This window comes from Chromobacterium sp. ATCC 53434, assembly GCF_002848345.1.
GTDB lineage: Bacteria > Pseudomonadota > Gammaproteobacteria > Burkholderiales > Chromobacteriaceae > Chromobacterium.
Window position 1 is genome coordinate 3,536,334 of sequence record NZ_CP025429.1, and the last position, 17,630, is coordinate 3,553,963.

Consider the following 17,630-nt stretch of genomic DNA (forward strand, 5'->3'; position numbering starts at 1 on the left):
AATGCATAGTAAAAGAGCTGCCCTATTTTGGCAAGCACTTTTTTGCATCCCCGACGCAGGCCGCGTGCTTGCTGTATACTAGCGGACTGATTTTGCTAAACAAACCCTGAAGCGATACTTCGAATAATGTTGAAGTTTACCGTACACAAGACCTCCGGCGGCGCCCGTCGCGGTACGCTGGAGCTGAACCACGGCACCGTGGAGACCCCGGTCTTCCAGCCGGTGGGCACCTATGGCTCGGTCAAGGCGATGAGCCCGGTCGAGCTGAACGACATCGGCGCCGAGATCATCCTGGGCAACACTTTCCACCTGTGGCTGCGCCCGGGCCTGGAGGTCGTCGAGCAGTTCGGCGGCCTGCACGAGTTCATAGGCTGGGACAAGCCCATCCTCACCGACTCCGGCGGCTTCCAGGTGTTCAGCCTGTCCGACATGCGCAAGCTGACCGAGGAGGGTTGCACCTTCCAGAGTCCGATCAATGGCGACAAGCTGTTCCTGAGCCCCGAGATCTCGATGAAGATCCAGACCGTGCTCAACTCCGACATCGTGATGCAGCTGGACGAGTGCACGCCGGGCCAGGTCGACCACGCCACCGCGCAGAAATCGTTGCAGATGAGCCTCAGATGGGCCGAGCGCTCGCGCCGCGCCTTCGACGACCTGAAAAACCCGAACGCGCTGTTCGGCATCGTGCAAGGCAACCTATATACTGATTTGCGTCGCGAATCATTGGAAGGCCTGATGCAGGTCGGCTTCGACGGCATCGCCATCGGCGGCCTGTCGGTCGGCGAGCCGAAGCCGGAGATGTACCGGATGCTGACCGAGCTGAAGGACATGCTGCCGGCCGACAAGCCGCACTATCTGATGGGCGTCGGCACGCCGGAGGACCTGGTGCACGGCGTGGCCAACGGCGTGGACATGTTCGACTGCGTGATGCCGACCCGCAACGCGCGCAACGGCTGGATCTTCACCCAGTGGGGCGACGTCAAGATCAAGAACGCGCGCTACAAGGACGACAAGAAGCCGCTGGACGAGGAATGCGCGTGCTACGCCTGCCGCAACTTCAGCCGCGCCTACCTGCATCACCTGCACCGCGTCGGCGAAATCCTGGGCGCGCGTCTGAACACCATACACAATCTGTTCTACTACCAGGAGCTGATGCGCGAGATGCGCAAGGCCATCGAAGAGGACCGCTTCGAGGACTTCCGCCTGGAGTTCGCGGCCAAGCGCGCGCGCGGCGTCAACTGATCGGGCCGGGCGGGGAACTGCGGCACGCCGCCGCCGGTCCCAAGCCCTTGCCGCGCTCCATGGTTGGAAAAGATATGGAGCATGGCTACAATGCCCTGTTCGAACTTGAAGTCATAACGAAATTTAGGAGTTTCCCTGATGTCCTTCATTACTCCCGCCTTCGCCTCCGGCGGCGCAGCTCCCGCAGGTTTCGATCTGATGAGCTTCCTGCCGATGATCGTGATCTTCGTGCTGTTCTGGTTCCTGATGGTGCGTCCGCAGCAGAAGCGCATGAAGGAAACCCAGAAGATGCTGTCCGAGCTGCAGAAGGGCGACGAAGTGGTCACCCAGGGCGGCATCGTCGGCCGCGTGGCCAAGACCAGCGAACAATACCTGACGCTGGAAATCGCCGACAACGTGGAAATCCACGTTCAGCGCTCGGCGGTCAGCGCCAAGCTGGAAAAGGGCACGCTGAAGTCCCTGTAATGCAAGCTGCGGCCGCCCCGACTCGTTTCGCCGGCGGCCTGTTCATTTCCCTATCCAGAACTAGAACATGAACCGCTTCCCTCTCTGGAAATACCTCGTCATCGTGGTGGCGCTGATTCTGTCGGCGATCTACACGCTGCCCAACTTCTACGGCGAGACGCCGGCGGTGCAGGTCTCCAGCTCGCGCCAATCGATCCCGGTCGATACCGCCGTGATGGCGCGCGTGGAAGATGCCCTGAAGGCGCAGAACCTGAATCCCGACGGCGTGTTCCTCGAGAACAACAGCCTGAAGGTCCGCTTCAAGGACACCGACACCCAGCTGAAGGCGCGCGACGCCATCCAGCACGCGCTCGGCGACAACTACATCATCGCGCTGAACCTGCTGCCGGCCTCCCCCGCCTGGCTGTCCTCGCTGCACGCCAACCCGATGTTCCTCGGCCTCGACCTGCGCGGCGGCGTGCACTTCCTGCTGGAAGTGGACATGAAGGCCGCCATCGACAAGGCGATGGAGCGCTACGCCGGCGACCTGCGCCGCGAGCTGAAGAACAAGCAGGTGCGCTACGGCGACATCAAGCGCGTCGGCAATACGCTGCAAGTGCAACTGCGCGACGCCGACACGCTGAAATCGGCGCAGGACGTGGCCTACCGCTCGCTGCCGACGCTGGCCGTCCGCACCGACGACGTCTCGAACAAGCTGCTGCTGACGCTGAAGCCTGAAGAGATCACCAAGATCCAGAACGACGCCGTCAAGCAGAACATCACCACGCTGCACAACCGCGTCAACGAGCTGGGCACCACCGAGCCCATCATCCAGCAGGCCGGTCCGAACCGCATCGTGGTGCAGCTGCCCGGCATCCAGGACACCGCCCGCGCCAAGGACATCATCGGCCGCACCGCCACGCTGGAAGTGCACATGGTCGAGGACGACCAGGGCAAGGTGGCCGAGGCCCAGGCCGGCAACGTGCCGGCGGGCTACGAACTGTTGGACGAAGTCACCTCGCGCGGCAGCGGCAAGATCCTGCTGAAGAACGACGTGGAGCTGACCGGCGACAATATCAACGACGCCCAACCGAGCTTCGACCAGTTCGGCGCGCCCGCCGTCAGCATCAATCTGGACAGCACCGGCGCCGCCATCTTCCGTCAGCTGACCGCCGAAAACGTCGGCAAGCGCATGGCGATGGTGCTGGTGGAGAAGGGCCGCAAGGAAGTCGTCACCGCCCCGGTGATCCGCACCGAGATCGGCGGCGGCCGCGTCGAAATCTCCGGCAGCATGAACGCCGCCGAGGCCAACGACACCGCCCTGCTGCTGCGCGCGGGCTCCCTGGCCGCACCGATGAACATCATCGAGGAGCGCACCATCGGCCCGAGCCTGGGCAAGGAGAACATCGAGAAGGGCTTCCACGCCACGCTGTGGGGTTTCGCCGCCATCGTCGTCTTCATGGTGCTCTACTACGGCCTGTTCGGCGTGTTCTCCGGCCTGTCGCTGGCGATCAACGTCTTCCTGCTGGTGGCCATCCTGTCGATGCTGCAGGCCACGCTGACCCTGCCCGGCATCGCCGCCATCGCGCTGGCGCTGGGCATGGCCATCGACGCCAACGTGCTGATCAACGAGCGCATCCGCGAGGAGCTGCGCAACGGCTTGCCGCCGCACTCGGCGATCCAGGCCGGCTACGGCCACGCCTGGGCCACCATCCTGGACTCCAACGTCACCACGCTGATCGCCGGCCTGGCGCTGATGATCTTCGGCACCGGTCCGGTGCGCGGCTTCGCCATCGTTCACTGCCTGGGCATCCTGACCTCGATGTTCTCGGCGGTGCTGGTGTCGCGCGGCCTGGTGAACCTGTGGTACGGCCGCCGCCGCAAACTGACCTCGCTGGCCATCGGCCAGGTGTGGAAACCGGAAAACAAGGGCTAAAGCAATGGAGCTTTTCCGCATCAAACGGGACATCCCGTTCATGAGTTACGGCCGGCTCACCACGGCGATCTCGCTGGTGACCTTCGTGCTGGCCGTGTTCTTCCTGGCCACCCGCGGCCTGAACTTCAGCGTGGAGTTCACCGGCGGCACCGTGCTGGAAGTGCAGTACCAGCAATCGGCCGACCTGGACAAGATCCGCGACCGCGTGGACGGCTTGAAGCTGGGCGAGGCCACGGTGCAGAACCTGGGCACCAGCCGCGACGTGATGATCCGCCTGCCGAACAAGCCGGGCACCAGCTCGGCCCAGCTGTCGGACAAGGTGATGGGCGCGCTGAAGGGCGACAACGCCGACGTGCAGCTGCGCAAGGTGGACTTCGTCGGCCCCAGCGTCGGCGCCGAACTGGTGTCCAGCGGCCTGACCGCGGTCATCCTGGTCTGCCTGGGCATCATGCTCTACCTGGCGCTGCGCTTCGAATGGCGCTTCGCCATCGCCGCCATCATCGCCAACATGCACGACGTGGTGATCATCCTCGGCTGCTTCGCCTTCTTCCGCTGGGAATTCTCGCTGACGGTGCTGGCCGGCATCCTGGCGGTGCTCGGCTACTCGGTCAACGAGTCGGTGGTGGTGTTCGACCGGATCCGCGAAAACTTCCGCAAGCCCGGCATGCGCGGCCACGCGGTGGCGTCGGTGATAGACAACGCCATCACCTCGACGATGAGCCGCACCATCATCACCCACTTCTCCACCGAGATGATGGTGGTGTCGATGCTGGTGTTCGGCGGTCCGGCGCTGCACGGCTTCGCGATGGCGCTGACCATAGGCATCATGTTCGGCATCTACTCGTCGGTGCTGGTGGCCAGCCCGATCGCGCTGTGGCTGGGCGTGACCCGCGAGCACATGATCAAACCGGTGAAACCGAAAGAGGAAGCGGTGGTCTGATCCGCTGCTCCCGCTGAATCACTGGCCGGCTCGTCCGGCCAGTTTTTTGTTTCGCCCACCCCGCAACACGCACTGGAACCCTCATGGAAGTCCTGACATTCCTGATCGATTTCATCCTGCACATCGACACCCACCTGGCGCAGCTGGTGGCCAACTACGGCCCGTGGATCTACGCCATCCTGTTCCTGATCATCTTCTGCGAGACCGGGCTGGTGGTGACGCCGTTCCTGCCCGGCGATTCGCTGCTGTTCGTCGCCGGCGCGCTGGCCGCCATGGGCAAGATGGACGTGCACACGCTGACCGCCACGCTGATCGTCGCCGGCATTCTTGGCAACACCGCCAATTACACGATAGGCCGCTACCTGGGCAAGGCGCTGCTGCAGCGCTACCCGCGGCTGATCAAACAGCAGTATCTGGACAAGACCCACGCCTTCTTCGCGCGCCACGGCGGCAAGACCATCATCTTCACCCGCTTCGCGCCGATACTGCGCACCTTCGCGCCGTTCGTCGCCGGCATCGGCGCGATGGGCTATCGCCAGTTCACCATCTACAACGTGCTCGGCGCCGTGATCTGGGTGGCCAGCTTCGTCTACGCCGGCTACTTCTTCGGCAACCTGCCCTTCGTGCGCAAGAATCTGGAGCTGCTGGTCCTCGGCATCATCGTCGTGTCCTTCCTGCCGGCCATCATCGAGTTCCTGCGCCACAAGCGCGCGGCCGCCCGGCAGTAAACCGTAGTAAAATCGACAGGGCCGCCATCGCGGCCTTGTTTGTTTTCAGCCCTGATAATCGCGCCGCCCATGACACGCATCCAACGCCTGCCCGACCACCTCGTCAACCAGATCGCCGCCGGCGAAGTGGTGGAACGCCCCGCCTCCGCGCTGAAGGAAATGCTGGAAAACAGCCTGGACGCCGGCTCGACGCGAATCAGCGTCGACCTGGCCCAGGGCGGCATCAAATTGATACGCGTCACCGACAACGGCGCCGGCATCGCCGCCGACGACCTGCCGCTGGCGCTGGACCGCCACGCCACCAGCAAGATCGCCTCGCTGGACGATCTGGAATCGGTGTCCACGCTGGGCTTCCGCGGCGAGGGCCTGGCCAGCGTGGCGTCCGTTTCGCGGCTGACCCTGGTCAGCCGGCCGCACGACGCAGACCACGCCCATCAGATCATCGCGATAGACGGCACGCTGCACCCGGTGGAGCCGGCCGCCCACCCGCACGGCACCAGCGTCGAAGTAGTGGACCTGTATTTCAACACGCCGGCGCGGCGCAAATTCCTGAAGAGCGAGAACACCGAATACGCGCACTGCGCGGCGACCTTCGAGCGCATCGCGCTGGCGCACCCGGACGTGGAATTCCTGCTGCGCCACAACGGCAAGGTGGCGTGGCGACTGCCGGCGCAAAGCGCCGAGGACCGCGTGGCCGCGCTGTTGGGCAAGGACTTCATCGCCGCGGCCATCCCGCTGGACAGCCAGGCCGGCCCGCTGACGCTGAGCGGCTTCGTCGCCTCGCCCACCTATTCCAAGGCCAGCCGCGACGCCCAGTACTTCTACGTCAACGGCCGCTTCGTCCGCGACAAGACCGCCCAGCACGCGCTGCGCCAGGCCTATCGCGACGTGTTGCACCACGACCGCCACCCGGCCTACGCGCTGTTCTTCCAGCTTGAACCGTCCGGCGTGGACGTCAACGTCCACCCGACCAAGATCGAGGTGCGCTTCCGCGAAAGCCAGGCGGTGCACCAATTCCTGTTCCACAGCGTGCACAAGGCGCTGGCCGGCACCAGCGCCGGCGCCGCGCCGACGGTGCAGGTGGAGGGAAGCGAGCCGGCCGCGCCCCAGCTGCCGCGCGGCGAATCGGCGCCGCTGTTCGGCGGCCAGGCGGCCTCCCCCGCCCCGTCGTCCGGCGCGCCGGCCCCGCAACCGTTCCGCTATCAGCAGCAGTCCATCCCGCTGAGCGTCGCGCGCGAGGCGACCGGCATCTACGACAAGATGTTCGGCGGCCTGCGCGAAGAAGAACGGGCCTTGAACGCCGCCGAAGCGGCGATGCCCGCCCCGGCCGCGTCGCTGCCGCATCCTGCGGTGCTGGCGATTCCGACGCACGACGAGAACGGCATCCCGCCGCTGGGCTTCGCGCTGGCGCAACTGCACGGCGTCTACATCCTCAGCCAGTGCGCCGAGGGGCTGATCCTGGTCGACATGCACGCCGCCCACGAGCGCATCGTCTACGAACGGCTGAAAAACGCGCTGGAGGCCGATTCCATCCCCTTGCAGCCGCTGCTGCTGCCGGTGTCGTTCGCCGCCGACCGGATGGAAGTGGCCACCGCCCACGAGCACGGCAACGAGATGAAGAAGCTGGGCGTCGAACTGGCGCCGCTGTCGCCGACGCAGATCGCCGTGCGCGGCGTGCCGGTGTGGCTGAAGGACGGCGACCCGGTCGACCTGGCGCGCGCGGTGCTGAAAGACGTGCGCGAGTTCGGCCTGACCCAGGTGATGACCGAGCGCCGCAACGAACTGCTGGCGACGATGGCCTGCCACGGTGCGGTGCGCGCCAACCGCCAGCTGACGCTGCCGGAAATGAACGCGCTGCTGCGCGACATGGAAGTGACCGAGCGCTCCGGCCAGTGCAACCACGGCCGCCCGACCTGGAGCCGGCTGACGATGCGCGACCTCGACAAGCTGTTCATGCGCGGACAGTAACGCTGCGTGGCCGGCGCTGGCGCCGGCCGTTCACATCCGCCTCCCCCATCCGTCCCCAAGCTAGACGCCACGCATCGGCGCCGGCTCGCCTGCCAGCCAGGAGGAAGGGACGCATGCCATCCGACCACACCGCGCTTCGCGCCTTTTCCGTGCTGCCGCCGTCGGCGCGGGAGCAGATCCAGTTCAGCACGGTCTGCCTGAGCCATCCGCGCTACAGCTGCGCCGGCGCGCTGGTGGTCGACGCCAATCAGGTCCAGGGCATCGTCTCCGCCAAACACCATCTGTGCGCGCATGCCGGCATGGACACGCCGGCCATCTGGCACCAGGATCAGGTGAACAATCTGGCCGCGAACTTCTTAGACGGCCTGGAAGTCGGCTACGACTTCGCCGCCGCCGTCGGCGAGCCCGGCCGCCCGCCCTCGCCCAGGCTTTGGCAACGGCTGGACACCGACTGCTGCGGCATAGAGTTCCGCAACGGCTACGGCCGCTGGGACTACGACCTGATGTTCATCTGCCTCAGATCGCCGCAGCCGCTACGCGACTACATCGCCGCCAACCCCGCCCATCGCATCGCCTACGGCAACGGCGATCTGGCTTTCTACGGCCAGGACATGGCCGGCAAGGCGGTGTTCGCCACCGGCTTCGGCCACGCGCATGCGCTGCAGATTCACCACGCCCGCGTCGTGAACCGCCACCAGCAGGTAAGGCGCCAGCGCCATCCCAAGCTCCACTTCACCGATGTCCTGAGCCTGGACGGCGCCGCCGGCGGCGGCCCGGTCTTCCACGTCGCCGGCAATGGCCGGGTCTATTTGCTGGGCGCGACGCTGGACATCGACGTGCTGCCGGACCGGCCGCCGCCGGCCCCGGCCGTCATCCGCCACGCGGCGACGGCGCTGTATGCCGGGAATTATCTGTTCTGATCATCGGCCTGCGCCAAGAGCCCGGTTGCTTTGCAGCAGACTCGGGAACCCAAACGGCCTCTTAGACCCGCTAACAAAACCCCTGATCCTGCGTTGCGCCTCCTGGTCGTACGACTGGTACTGCCTACGTCGGCGCACCTTGGCTCAGGTTCTCTGCGAGGTTTTGTTAGCGGCTCTTAATCCCGCCACCGTGACACCGGGCGCCGCTTCCGCGCGGATCAGAAAGATCGAATCCGCATGCCCCCACGCCAGACGCATAACCCTTCGGCAGTTCCCATAAGAATTGGATTAAAAAATCGACAAGACATGCTTGTCGCACAAAGGGGCCTGCGCGGCTTTGCAATGGATTCCTTGTGTACTAGTTTTAAGAACTGCTAAAAATTCAATCATACCGTCAAGATAAAGCACATTCTTGGCAGCTATCGCAAGGGGACGGCGAGGCGGGGCGATACAATATCAAAATTCAGTCAAGCGCTCTTCCATAATGGCTTTAAAGCATTGAATGCATCTTGGAACGTGATCATGTTTTATTTTAGAGATATTGGTTGCTTGTTTTTCCATCCTGGTTCTCGTTATATATTATTGTTGCTTCTAGGATTTTTTCATCAGCCTGCATTTTCACAAACCGAGGTTGTCGTGGCAGCGGAAGTATGGGCGCCAATGATTTATTTTGGGAAAGATGGAAAACCAGCGGGATCTGTCGTGGAATTCATCGATCAGATGAATAAAGTTCAAGATCACTATAAATTCAAGTTCACCATCATACCGAAACTGAGGTTGAATCAGGTATTTCTGGAAAAACGAGCCGATGTCTACCCATTTCGCACTACCGTTTGGACAAAGAAGGAATTAAATTTACTGCCTACCAAAACAATCGTTTCCACCGGCGATGTCTACATCGCGCGAAAAGACAACAAGTATGGCGGCAAGGCGGTATTTTCAGATATTCCGTCGAAGAAAATCGCCGGCGTGCTGGGGTACCACTACGGCATTTTCAATCAAAACCCTGACGAAAAATACATCAAAAGAAACTTTCACGCGGAATTGCTGCCCTCGGACGAGGAAGTCATGAAGTTCATACTCATCGGGCGCGCCGAGGTGGGCATCATGTCGGAAATACTGGTTGGGGCGTTCATGCAAGACCAGGCGATAAGAAATCAACTCATCGTATCCAACACAGCCGACGCCAGAGTCGATTTATCAAATCTGGTTCGTGCCGATGGTCCCATTTCCGTGGCGGACATGAATGCCATCATTAGTAAAATGGACTCGATGGGGAAAATTGAAAAGTATAAAAAAATCATGCACATTGGCGAGTTCGTTCATTAAAGCCCCCATCCGATCGGCTGGCGCCGCCACGATGCCGATAAAGATCTTCCCCTCTTCGCGAAAAAGCCCGAGCCTGCTTTCGCACGCCCGGGCCCTGCGCATGATGCTCGCGCCAGCGCGCTACAGATAGTCCCGCATCCGGTAATAGGCCATTCCCAACACCAGCGCCGGCGTGCGCAATAGTTTGCCGCCGGGGAAATCGCGATGGCGGATTTTAGAGAACAGGTCCAGCCGCGACGCGGTGCCGGCTATCGCCTCGGCCACCACCTTGCCGGCCAGGCCGGTGATGTTGACGCCGTGGCCGGAGAAACCCTGCAGGTAGTAGACATTGCCGGACAGCCGGCCGAAGTCCGGCGCGCGATTGACGGTGATGTCGCAGAAACCGCCCCAGGCATAGTCGACGCCGACATCGGCCAGCTGCGGGAACACGCGCAGCATGTCCCGGCGCATCGCGCCGGCCAGGTCCCGCGGCTCGTGGCCGGAGTAGCTGACCTTGCCGCCGAACAGCAGCCGGTGGTCGGCCGACAACCGGTAGTAGTCGAGCACGAAATTGGTGTCGCACACCGCCATCGCGTCGGCGATCAGCGCGGCGGCGCGCGCCTCTCCCAGCGGCTCGGTGGCGATGACGTAGGTGCCGGCCGGCATGATGCGCCGCTCCAGCGCCGGCTCCAGCGCGCCGATATAGGAATTGCAGGCCAGCACCAGCTGGCGGCAGCGCACCGCGCCGCGCTCGGCATGCACCGTGGGCATCGCGCCGTGTTCTATCCGCAACGCCGGGCTTTGCTCGTGGATGGCCACGCCGGCGTCCAGCGCCGCGCGGGCCAGGCCCAGCGTGTAGTTCAGCGAGTGAAGATGGCCTGAGCGCGGATCGTACAGGCCGCCCTGGTAACGCTCGCTGGCCAGCTTGCCGCGCAGCGTGTCGCGGTCCCACAGCTGCTGGCCGGCATAGCCGTAGCGCTGCTCGGCCTCGCGCTGCCAATCCTCCAGTTCCCGCATGTGTCGCGGCTTGACCGCCACGCTGACATAGCCCCGCCGCCAGTCGCAGCGGATGTCGTGGCGGCGCACCCGCTCGTCTATGATGTCCACCGCCTCCACCGACATGTCCCACAGCGCCCGGGCCGCCTCGTCGCCGACCTGGGCGCGGATGGAGGCGATGTCGCTGGCGAAGCCGGCGATCACCTGGCCGCCGCTGCGGCCGGAGGCGCCAAAGCCCACTTGCGAGCCTTCCAGCACGATGACCGAGAATCCCATCTCGCGCAGGTTCAGCGCCGCCGACAGGCCGGCCAGGCCGCCGCCGACCACGCAGACGTCGCAGCTGGCCTCGCCCAGCAACGGCGGCTGCGCCTCCCAGGCGTTGGCGGTGGCGGCGTAATAGGATGGCGGATGCGGCTGATGGGCGAAACGCAGCATAAAATCCTCGGAAGACGGGGAAAGGAGCGGCTCCGGCGGCGCAGGAGCCGTACAGGGTCACATCGTCAGCACCACCGGGGAGTCGGCCCGCCAGCTGACGTGGACCGGCTCCTCCCAGGTCGGCGCGGTCTCGTTGGCGTCGAACCAGCGCGACGACGGCACCACCGCTTTGACGATCTTGCCGCCGGCCAGTTTCACGTGATAGACGGAGTAGCTGCCCAGATAGGCGATGTCCTCCACCGTGCCGGCGGCGCGGTTGGGTCCCGGCGGCAGAGGCTGCTTGTCCAGCCGCACGTCTTCCGGCCGCACGCTGGCCCATACCCGCATGCCCTTGGGACCGGTGATGCCGTGCTCGATGTGTATCATCCCGCCCAGCTCCTGCGAGTCGATCTCCACCAGGTCCGCCTCGTCCACCACCACCGCGCCCTCGAACATATTGGTGTCGCCGATGAACTCGGCGGTGAAGCGGCAGTTAGGATATTCGTAGATCTCGGTCGGCGTGCCGACCTGCAACAGCTTGCCCTCGCTCATGATGCCGATGCGGCTGGACATCGTCATCGCCTCCTCCTGGTCGTGGGTGACCATGATGCAGGTGACACCGACCGCCTCTATGGTATTGACCAGTTCCAGCTGAGTCTGCTGTCTGAGCTTCTTGTCCAGCGCGCCCAGCGGCTCGTCCAGCAGCAAGAGCTTGGGCCGCTTGACCAGGCTGCGCGCCAGCGCCACCCGCTGCTGCTGTCCGCCGGACAGCTGGTGCGGCTTGCGGCCGGCGAACTTGCGCATCTGCACCAGGTCCAGCATCTTCGCCACCCGCTCGGCGATCTCGTCGCGCGGCACATTGTCCTGCTTCAGGCCGAAGGCGACGTTCTGCTCCACCGTCATGTGCGGGAACAGCGCGTAGTTCTGGAACATCATGTTGACCGGCCTCTCGTACGGCTGCAGCCCCTGCAGGTCCTGGCCGTCCAGCACGATGCGGCCGGCGGTCGGCGCCTCCATGCCGGCCAGCATGCGCAGCAGCGTCGACTTGCCGCAGCCGGAGCTGCCCAGCAGCGCGAAAATCTCGTTTCTGCGGATGTCGAGGTCGATGTGGTCCACCGCCAGGTGGTCGCCGAATTTCTTCACCACTCCGGCGATTCTCAGATACGGCGCTTCTTCGACTGCGGCGGCTTGGCTGGCGCCGCGGGCGGGAACGGCGCTTGCGTGTTGGCTGGCCGCGATGGCTTCCGGCATGATCTGACTCCCTCCAGCTCGGGCGCCCGGCGGGGCGCCGCTACGGTTGAACGCGTGCTGCTAGTGAACGGGGAGACGCCGCGAGATCGGCCTCCCCGGCATGAACAGGCTTTAAAACGGCGGCCATGGCCGCGCCGTTGCCGGCGTGGCGAGATCGATGACGGCGTGCCTGAAAAAATTAAACGAATAATAGCTAGAGCGGGAAGGTGCGGACGGCGGCGCGGCCGTCACGGCGATGCTGCTGACCATGATGTCTCCTCTTATCTGCCGCATCGTCGGCGGCATAGGCCGGGAGTCTGTCGCTCCGGCTCTTGCGACACAGCCTATGCCATGTTTAATAAATTTGACAAGAGGCGCCGCCGCCGCGCCGCGATAGCTGTCACTTTCCCGCCGCAGGCGATGGCCGGCGACGCCGCTTCAGGACTGTCCGCAACGACAGGATGCCGGCTCTCCCGGCTGGCGGCATTCGACGAACAGGCTGTTGCCCGGCATTTTCTTGGCCCGCTTCTTCGCTTCGGCCGTCGCCGCGCCGATCTCGCGGTGGCTGTGATACTGCCCGGCCCTGACCTTGACCACGCCCAGCGACAAGGCGGTCAGCGGCAGAAACACCGTCTCGCCGCTGCGCGCGGCCACCTCGAAGCCGCCGGCGGCGCGGTGCGCCTCGGAGAAGTGCGCCGACGCCTGCTCGCCGAAACGGGCCAGCATCCGCCGCAGCCGCGCCTCCCAGTCGTCGGACTGCATCAGCAGCACGAAATCGTCGCCGCCGACATGGCCGACGAAATCGCGCTCCGGATCGGCGTGCGCCAGCAGCAGATGTGCGACCAGCTCGATCAGGCTGTCGCCGGCGGCGTAGCCGTACAGATCGTTGAAGGGCTTGAAGTGGTCCAGGTCGGCGTAGGCCACGACGAAGGGCGCGTCCATGCCCAGCAGCCGGTCCACCGTCTCGTTGATCGGCACATTGCCGGGCAGGCCGGTCAATGGATTGGCGTAGCGCGCCGCCGACAGCTGCAGCTCGGTGATCTTGCGCATCAGCGCGAAGCCGGTGCCCATGCCGAGATAGCGGCCGTTGTCGGTGATGATGAAGCCGTCCACCAGGTAGCGCCGCTCCGCCGCCACCACCAGGCTGGACAGCTCGTGCACATTGATGTCGGCGTTCACCACCAGCGGCTGCTTGTCCATCATCATCCGGCAGGGTTTCTTGCCGTACAACTCGCGGTTGAACGGTTTGGCGAAGCGCTCCAGCAGATGGTGGCGGCGCAGCAGCCCCACCGGCACGCCGTCCTGCACCACCGGAATGGCGAAGCAATCCGGGTGTTCGGCAAAGCGGCGGTAGGCGGTTTCATTGGGCACGCGGTCCTCCAGCGGCGCCACCTCCAGCAGCAGATCGCGCGCCAGCGGCTGGTAGCGCGAACTGGGGCGGCGGCCGGCCCACGGCAGCGTGTCGGCCATCGACGGCAAGGCTTGCGGCGGCCTGGCCTGCGGCCGCGCCAGCAGATAGCCCTGGCCGTAGCGCACGCCCAACCGGCACAAGGTGCGCAACTCCGCCGCCGACTCGATTCCCTCGGCCACCAGCAGCGCGCCGGACTGACGGGCGATGTCGACGATGGAGCGAACGAACTGCTCCTTCAGCGGGTCCAGATGTATGTGCCGCACGAAGTGCTTGTCCAGCTTGACGATGTCCGGCCGCAACTCCGACCACAGCCTGAGATTGGAAAAGCCCTCCCCCAGATCGTCGAGCGCGATGCGCAAGCCATCCCGGCGGCAGCCGTCGGCCACCTCGCGCAAGGCCGGATAGCCGCCGCTGGGCCGGGTCTCGGTCAGTTCCAGAATCACGCGCCGGCTGTCCAGCCCCGCCCCCTCCAGCAAGGCGAGCACCGCCGCGGGACGCCGCCCCTGCGCCAGTAAGGTCTCCGGACTGATATTGACGAAAAGCAGCCCGGGCAGCGCCAGCTCGGCGAAACGCTCGGCGCAGGCCCGCAAACAGGCCAGATCCAGCGCCAGCGTCATCCGGCAGCGCTCGGCGGCCTCGAACAGCATCGTCGGCGAATGCAGCGCGCTGTCCGACGGGCCGCGAATCAGCCCTTCGTGGCCGAGCACGGTCCCGGCCTCCAGGTCGACGATGGCCTGGAACACCGGCAGCAGCCTGCCCTGCCGGATAATGGCCTCCAATTGCTGGCAGCCGTCCGCCAGCCCGGGCGGCGGCGATGGCTCGACACAAGTTTGCATGATGGGGAAAAACGGTCCGCTACGATAAAACCGTCCCAATTTAAGACAATGAGGTGTCAATGGCGTGACATCCGGCCATTCTGCGTCTCCGGCCTGTTCAGCGCCCGGCCGCCGGTTCTAGAATGAAGACACCCTAGCCAGCAGGAGCATGCGATGCCCCACGCCCAGATAGCCGGACACACAGTCTATTACGAGGACAGCGGCCATGGCTCGCAGACGCTGCTGCTGCTGAACGGCATCACCATGTCCACCGTGGGCTGGACCTTGATGCTGCCGCTGCTGGAGCCGCATTTCCGTCTGCTGCGGATGGACTTTCTCGGCCAGGGACAAAGCGATCATCCGCCCGGCGACGCCTATCTTCTGACCGAGCAGGCCGACCTGGCCGCCGGCCTGCTGGACTGGCTGCAACTGGACCGGGTCTACGTGACCGGCCTGTCGTACGGCGGCATGGTGGCCCAACACCTGGCCCACCGCCATCCGGGCCGGGTCGAACGGCTGCTGCTGGCCGGCACGCTGGCCTGGGCCGACAGCGTCAACGGCCATATCGGCGACAGCTGGATCGCCGCAAACCGTCAGGGCGGACTGGACCTGCGTTATCAGATCAGCGTACCGTGGCTGTTTTCCAGCCGCTTTCTCGCCGCCAACGCCGCGATGCTGGACGATCTGAAAATGCTGGCCGGACTGGTGGACTGGGACGCGGTGATCCGGCTGATCAACGGCGTCAAGCAGCACGACGCCCGCACCTGGCTGCCTCAGTTGCAACTCCCGGTCCATATCCTGGTCGGAGACGAGGACAGGCTGACGCCGCTGTATCAGGCCAGGTTGCTGCACGACCTGATCGCCGGCTCCGAACTGGAAATCCTGCCCGGCGCCGGCCACGTGCTGCACATCGAAGCCGCGGACGCCTTCGCCCGCAGCATCATCCGCTTCGGCTCGCGCTGAGGCGGCCACGAACAAGAGGGGAGATTGATGAGCACCGACGCCGTACTGCTGACCGTAGACAAACAGGGCATCGCCACCGTCGCGCTGAACCGCGCCGACCTGCACAACGCGCTGGACGACGAAACCATCAGCCTGCTGGCCGCCACGCTGGAAACGCTGGCCGAGGACGCCACGGTGCGCGCGGTGGTGCTGACCGGCAACGGCATCAGTTTCTCCGCCGGACACGATCCCGACTGGCTGCGTCGGCTGTCGCAGTTCTCCGCCAGCGAGCTGAACCGCTACGCCCAGCAGATGGCACGGCTGCTGCACACGCTGGACACGCTGCCCCAGCCGACGCTGGCGCGGGTCCAGGGCTCGGCCTTCGGCCTGGGCGTCGCGCTGGTCGCCTGTTGCGACATCGCCATCGGCGTGTCTGAAGCGCTGTTCAGCCTGTCCGAGGTCAAGTTCGGCCAGATCCCGGCGCTGGCCGCCCCGTATCTGGTGCGCGCCATCGGCGAACGCGCCGCGCGCCGCTACTGCATCAGCGCCGAGCGCTTCAACGCCGGCAAGGCCAAGCGGCTGGGCCTGCTGCACCAGGTGGTGGAAAACGACGAACTGGACGCCGCGGTGCAGCACCTGCTGGACCATCTGCGGCTGAACAGCCCGGCGGCGATGCGGGCCGCCAAGCACCTGCTGGGCGAGATCGGCAGCCAGGAGATCACGCCGCAGGTGATGCAGCGCTGCATCGAGCACAGTCTGGCGGTGCGGATGAGCGACGAGGGCCGCGAGGGCATACAAGCGCTGATCGAGATGCGCCGTCCCGGCTGGATGGAATAACCGCCGTCACGGACTGGCCGCTGGGCGGCCGCGGTGCGACAATGGCCGCGTCAACATCTGCCGTCCAAGCCATGTCCAACCACACTTTTTTCTGGCACGACTACGAAACCTTCGGCGTGGTGCCCCGCCAGGACCGGCCGTCTCAGTTCGCCGGCATCCGCACCGACGCCGAACTGAACGAGATCGGCGAGCCGGTGATGCTGTACTGTCGCCCGGCGCCCGACTACCTGCCGACGCTGCAGGCCTGCCTGCTGACCGGCATCACGCCGCAGCAGTGCCTGCACAACGGCGTCGCCGAACACGAATTCGCCGCCGTGATCGAGCGCGAGCTGGCCACGCCCGCCACCATAGGCGTCGGCTACAACTCGCTGCGCTTCGACGACGAGGTCACCCGCTTCCTGTTCTGGCGCAATCTGATTGATCCGTACGCGCGCGAATGGCAGAACCACTGCGGCCGCTGGGACCTGCTGGACCTGGTGCGCGCCACCTACGCGCTGCGCCCGAACGGCATCGTCTGGCCCCAACACGAAGACGGCCGCGTCAGCTTCAAGCTGGAACACCTGTCGGCCGCCAACGGCCTGGCCCACGAAGCCGCCCACGACGCGCTGTCCGACGTGCGCGCCACCATCGCCCTGGCGCGGCTGATCCGCCAGCGCCAGCCGAAGCTGTTCGACTACTATCTGACCTTGCGCAAGAAGGACGCGGTCAAGGTGCAGCTGTCGCTGCACGCTCCGCAACCGGTGCTGCACGTCTCCGGCATGTATGGCGCCGAGCGCGGCAACCTGGCGGTGGTGTGGCCGCTGGCCGCGCATCCGACCAATGCCAACGAGGTCATCGTCTGGGATCTGGCCCACGATCCGGCCGAGTTGCGGGGCCTGAACGCCGACAAGCTGCGCCAGCGGATGTTCAGCCGAGCCGAAGACCTGCCCGAAGGCGTCGCGCGGCTGCCGATCAAGACCATACACATCAACAAGTCGCCGTTCGTCGTCGCCAATCTGAAAGTGCTGAGCGACGAACGCGCCGCACACTGGGGCGTCGATCTCGCCGCCGTCCACCGCCACGCCGAGACCGCCCGCGCGCTGCCCGACCTGTCGGCGCAGTGGCGCAAGGTCTACCAGCGCGAGGCCGGCGAGCCGCAGGACGTGGACCAGAATCTGTACGGCGGCTTCGTCTCCAACAACGACCGCAAGGTGCTGCAGAAGATGCGCCGGCTGTCGGCGCCGCAACTGGCCGGCGAAATGGCGCTGTTCGAAGACCCGCAGCTGGCCGAGCTGCTGTTCCGCTACCGCGCGCGCAACTTCCCCGACACCCTGTCCGGCGACGAGCGGCGGCGCTGGCGGCAATGGTGCCGCGCCCGGCTGGGCGCCGCGCAGCCGGCGTTCGAGCGGGAACTGGCGGAACTGCTGGCGACCGAGCTGACGCCGCCGCAGCGACAGCTACTGCAGCAGGTGGCCGACTACGCCGCCACGCTGCAGGCGCAAACTGACTAAAACCGGGCC

Annotated in this window: 15 protein-coding genes; 11 read left to right on the forward strand and 4 right to left on the reverse strand. The window is 65.2% G+C overall.

All coding sequences use genetic code 11. The features are described from left to right. Window positions 1-126 precede the first annotated feature (126 nt). The 8 genes from tgt (at window position 127) to CXB49_RS15645 (ending at window position 9,507) form a co-directional block, all read left to right on the forward strand. Complete coding sequence (tgt, locus tag CXB49_RS15610) at window positions 127-1,242, forward strand: tRNA guanosine(34) transglycosylase Tgt (RefSeq protein ID WP_101709257.1); 1,116 nt, start codon at window positions 127-129, stop codon at window positions 1,240-1,242. Between the two features lie 138 nt (window positions 1,243-1,380). Next, complete coding sequence (yajC, locus tag CXB49_RS15615; RefSeq protein ID WP_101709258.1) at window positions 1,381-1,707, forward strand: preprotein translocase subunit YajC; 327 nt, start codon at window positions 1,381-1,383, stop codon at window positions 1,705-1,707. Between the two features lie 67 nt (window positions 1,708-1,774). Further along, the gene (gene secD / locus CXB49_RS15620) at window positions 1,775-3,622 is read left to right on the forward strand and encodes a protein translocase subunit SecD (protein WP_101709259.1); all 1,848 of its coding nucleotides are present in this window, start codon (window positions 1,775-1,777) and stop codon (window positions 3,620-3,622) included. A gap of 4 nt (window positions 3,623-3,626) precedes the next feature. Beyond that, entirely contained in the window at window positions 3,627-4,562 is a 936-nt protein-coding gene (secF, locus tag CXB49_RS15625) for a protein translocase subunit SecF (RefSeq protein ID WP_101709260.1), read from the forward strand. A gap of 83 nt (window positions 4,563-4,645) precedes the next feature. Beyond that, a complete protein-coding gene (locus CXB49_RS15630) occupies window positions 4,646-5,290 on the forward strand; it encodes a DedA family protein (RefSeq protein WP_101709261.1) in 645 nt (214 codons plus the stop codon). A gap of 69 nt (window positions 5,291-5,359) precedes the next feature. Continuing rightward, a complete protein-coding gene (gene mutL / locus CXB49_RS15635) occupies window positions 5,360-7,258 on the forward strand; it encodes a DNA mismatch repair endonuclease MutL (protein ID WP_101709262.1) in 1,899 nt (632 codons plus the stop codon). 113 nt (window positions 7,259-7,371) lie between these two features. Beyond that, on the forward strand, window positions 7,372-8,178 hold the full coding sequence (locus tag CXB49_RS15640; protein ID WP_101709263.1) for a hypothetical protein: 807 nt from the start codon (window positions 7,372-7,374) through the stop codon (window positions 8,176-8,178). A 522-nt stretch (window positions 8,179-8,700) separates the two neighbouring features. After that, window positions 8,701-9,507 carry an ABC transporter substrate-binding protein gene (locus CXB49_RS15645; RefSeq protein WP_101709264.1) on the forward strand — a complete coding sequence of 269 codons (807 nt, stop codon included), beginning with the start codon at window positions 8,701-8,703 and terminating at the stop codon, window positions 9,505-9,507. Window positions 9,508-9,627: 120 nt separating this feature from the next. Here CXB49_RS15645 and CXB49_RS15650 read toward each other — a convergent pair whose 3' ends face one another. The 4 genes from CXB49_RS15650 to CXB49_RS15660 all read right to left on the reverse strand — a co-directional run bounded on the left by CXB49_RS15650 (window position 9,628) and on the right by CXB49_RS15660 (window position 14,373). Then, window positions 9,628-10,917: an FAD-binding oxidoreductase gene (locus CXB49_RS15650; RefSeq protein ID WP_101709265.1), complete on the reverse strand. Its 1,290-nt coding sequence runs from the start codon at window positions 10,915-10,917 to the stop codon at window positions 9,628-9,630. A gap of 57 nt (window positions 10,918-10,974) precedes the next feature. Then, window positions 10,975-12,147: an ABC transporter ATP-binding protein gene (locus tag CXB49_RS15655; protein ID WP_101709266.1), complete on the reverse strand. Its 1,173-nt coding sequence runs from the start codon at window positions 12,145-12,147 to the stop codon at window positions 10,975-10,977. A gap of 111 nt (window positions 12,148-12,258) precedes the next feature. Continuing rightward, a complete protein-coding gene (locus tag CXB49_RS23645; protein WP_158300898.1) occupies window positions 12,259-12,396 on the reverse strand; it encodes a hypothetical protein in 138 nt (45 codons plus the stop codon). Window positions 12,397-12,564: 168 nt separating this feature from the next. Then, the gene (locus CXB49_RS15660; protein ID WP_101709267.1) at window positions 12,565-14,373 is read right to left on the reverse strand and encodes a GGDEF domain-containing protein; all 1,809 of its coding nucleotides are present in this window, start codon (window positions 14,371-14,373) and stop codon (window positions 12,565-12,567) included. A 153-nt stretch (window positions 14,374-14,526) separates the two neighbouring features. On the opposite strand from CXB49_RS15660, the gene CXB49_RS15665 reads away from it, so the two are divergent. The 3 genes from CXB49_RS15665 (at window position 14,527) to sbcB (ending at window position 17,621) form a co-directional block, all read left to right on the forward strand. Next, window positions 14,527-15,315 carry an alpha/beta fold hydrolase gene (locus tag CXB49_RS15665; RefSeq protein ID WP_101709268.1) on the forward strand — a complete coding sequence of 263 codons (789 nt, stop codon included), beginning with the start codon at window positions 14,527-14,529 and terminating at the stop codon, window positions 15,313-15,315. Between the two features lie 27 nt (window positions 15,316-15,342). Beyond that, window positions 15,343-16,131 (forward strand): enoyl-CoA hydratase-related protein, encoded by a 789-nt coding sequence (locus CXB49_RS15670; RefSeq protein WP_101709269.1) that lies wholly within the window; start codon window positions 15,343-15,345, stop codon window positions 16,129-16,131. Window positions 16,132-16,202: 71 nt separating this feature from the next. Beyond that, window positions 16,203-17,621 (forward strand): exodeoxyribonuclease I, encoded by a 1,419-nt coding sequence (sbcB, locus tag CXB49_RS15675; RefSeq protein ID WP_101709270.1) that lies wholly within the window; start codon window positions 16,203-16,205, stop codon window positions 17,619-17,621. Window positions 17,622-17,630 lie beyond the last annotated feature (9 nt).

Bases quoted from the DNA above. Each gene is read 5' to 3' on its own strand.
- tgt (WP_101709257.1), top strand. From the start codon at position 127: ATGTTGAAGTTTACCGTACACAAGACCTCCGGCGGCGCCCGTCGCGGT.
- yajC (WP_101709258.1), top strand. From the start codon at position 1,381: ATGTCCTTCATTACTCCCGCCTTCGCCTCCGGCGGCGCAGCTCCCGCA.
- secD (WP_101709259.1), top strand. From the start codon at position 1,775: ATGAACCGCTTCCCTCTCTGGAAATACCTCGTCATCGTGGTGGCGCTG.
- secF (WP_101709260.1), top strand. From the start codon at position 3,627: ATGGAGCTTTTCCGCATCAAACGGGACATCCCGTTCATGAGTTACGGC.
- CXB49_RS15630 (WP_101709261.1), top strand. From the start codon at position 4,646: ATGGAAGTCCTGACATTCCTGATCGATTTCATCCTGCACATCGACACC.
- mutL (WP_101709262.1), top strand. From the start codon at position 5,360: ATGACACGCATCCAACGCCTGCCCGACCACCTCGTCAACCAGATCGCC.
- CXB49_RS15640 (WP_101709263.1), top strand. From the start codon at position 7,372: ATGCCATCCGACCACACCGCGCTTCGCGCCTTTTCCGTGCTGCCGCCG.
- CXB49_RS15645 (WP_101709264.1), top strand. From the start codon at position 8,701: ATGTTTTATTTTAGAGATATTGGTTGCTTGTTTTTCCATCCTGGTTCT.
- CXB49_RS15650 (WP_101709265.1), bottom strand. From the start codon at position 10,917: ATGCTGCGTTTCGCCCATCAGCCGCATCCGCCATCCTATTACGCCGCC.
- CXB49_RS15655 (WP_101709266.1), bottom strand. From the start codon at position 12,147: ATGCCGGAAGCCATCGCGGCCAGCCAACACGCAAGCGCCGTTCCCGCC.
- CXB49_RS23645 (WP_158300898.1), bottom strand. From the start codon at position 12,396: ATGGTCAGCAGCATCGCCGTGACGGCCGCGCCGCCGTCCGCACCTTCC.
- CXB49_RS15660 (WP_101709267.1), bottom strand. From the start codon at position 14,373: ATGCAAACTTGTGTCGAGCCATCGCCGCCGCCCGGGCTGGCGGACGGC.
- CXB49_RS15665 (WP_101709268.1), top strand. From the start codon at position 14,527: ATGCCCCACGCCCAGATAGCCGGACACACAGTCTATTACGAGGACAGC.
- CXB49_RS15670 (WP_101709269.1), top strand. From the start codon at position 15,343: ATGAGCACCGACGCCGTACTGCTGACCGTAGACAAACAGGGCATCGCC.
- sbcB (WP_101709270.1), top strand. From the start codon at position 16,203: ATGTCCAACCACACTTTTTTCTGGCACGACTACGAAACCTTCGGCGTG.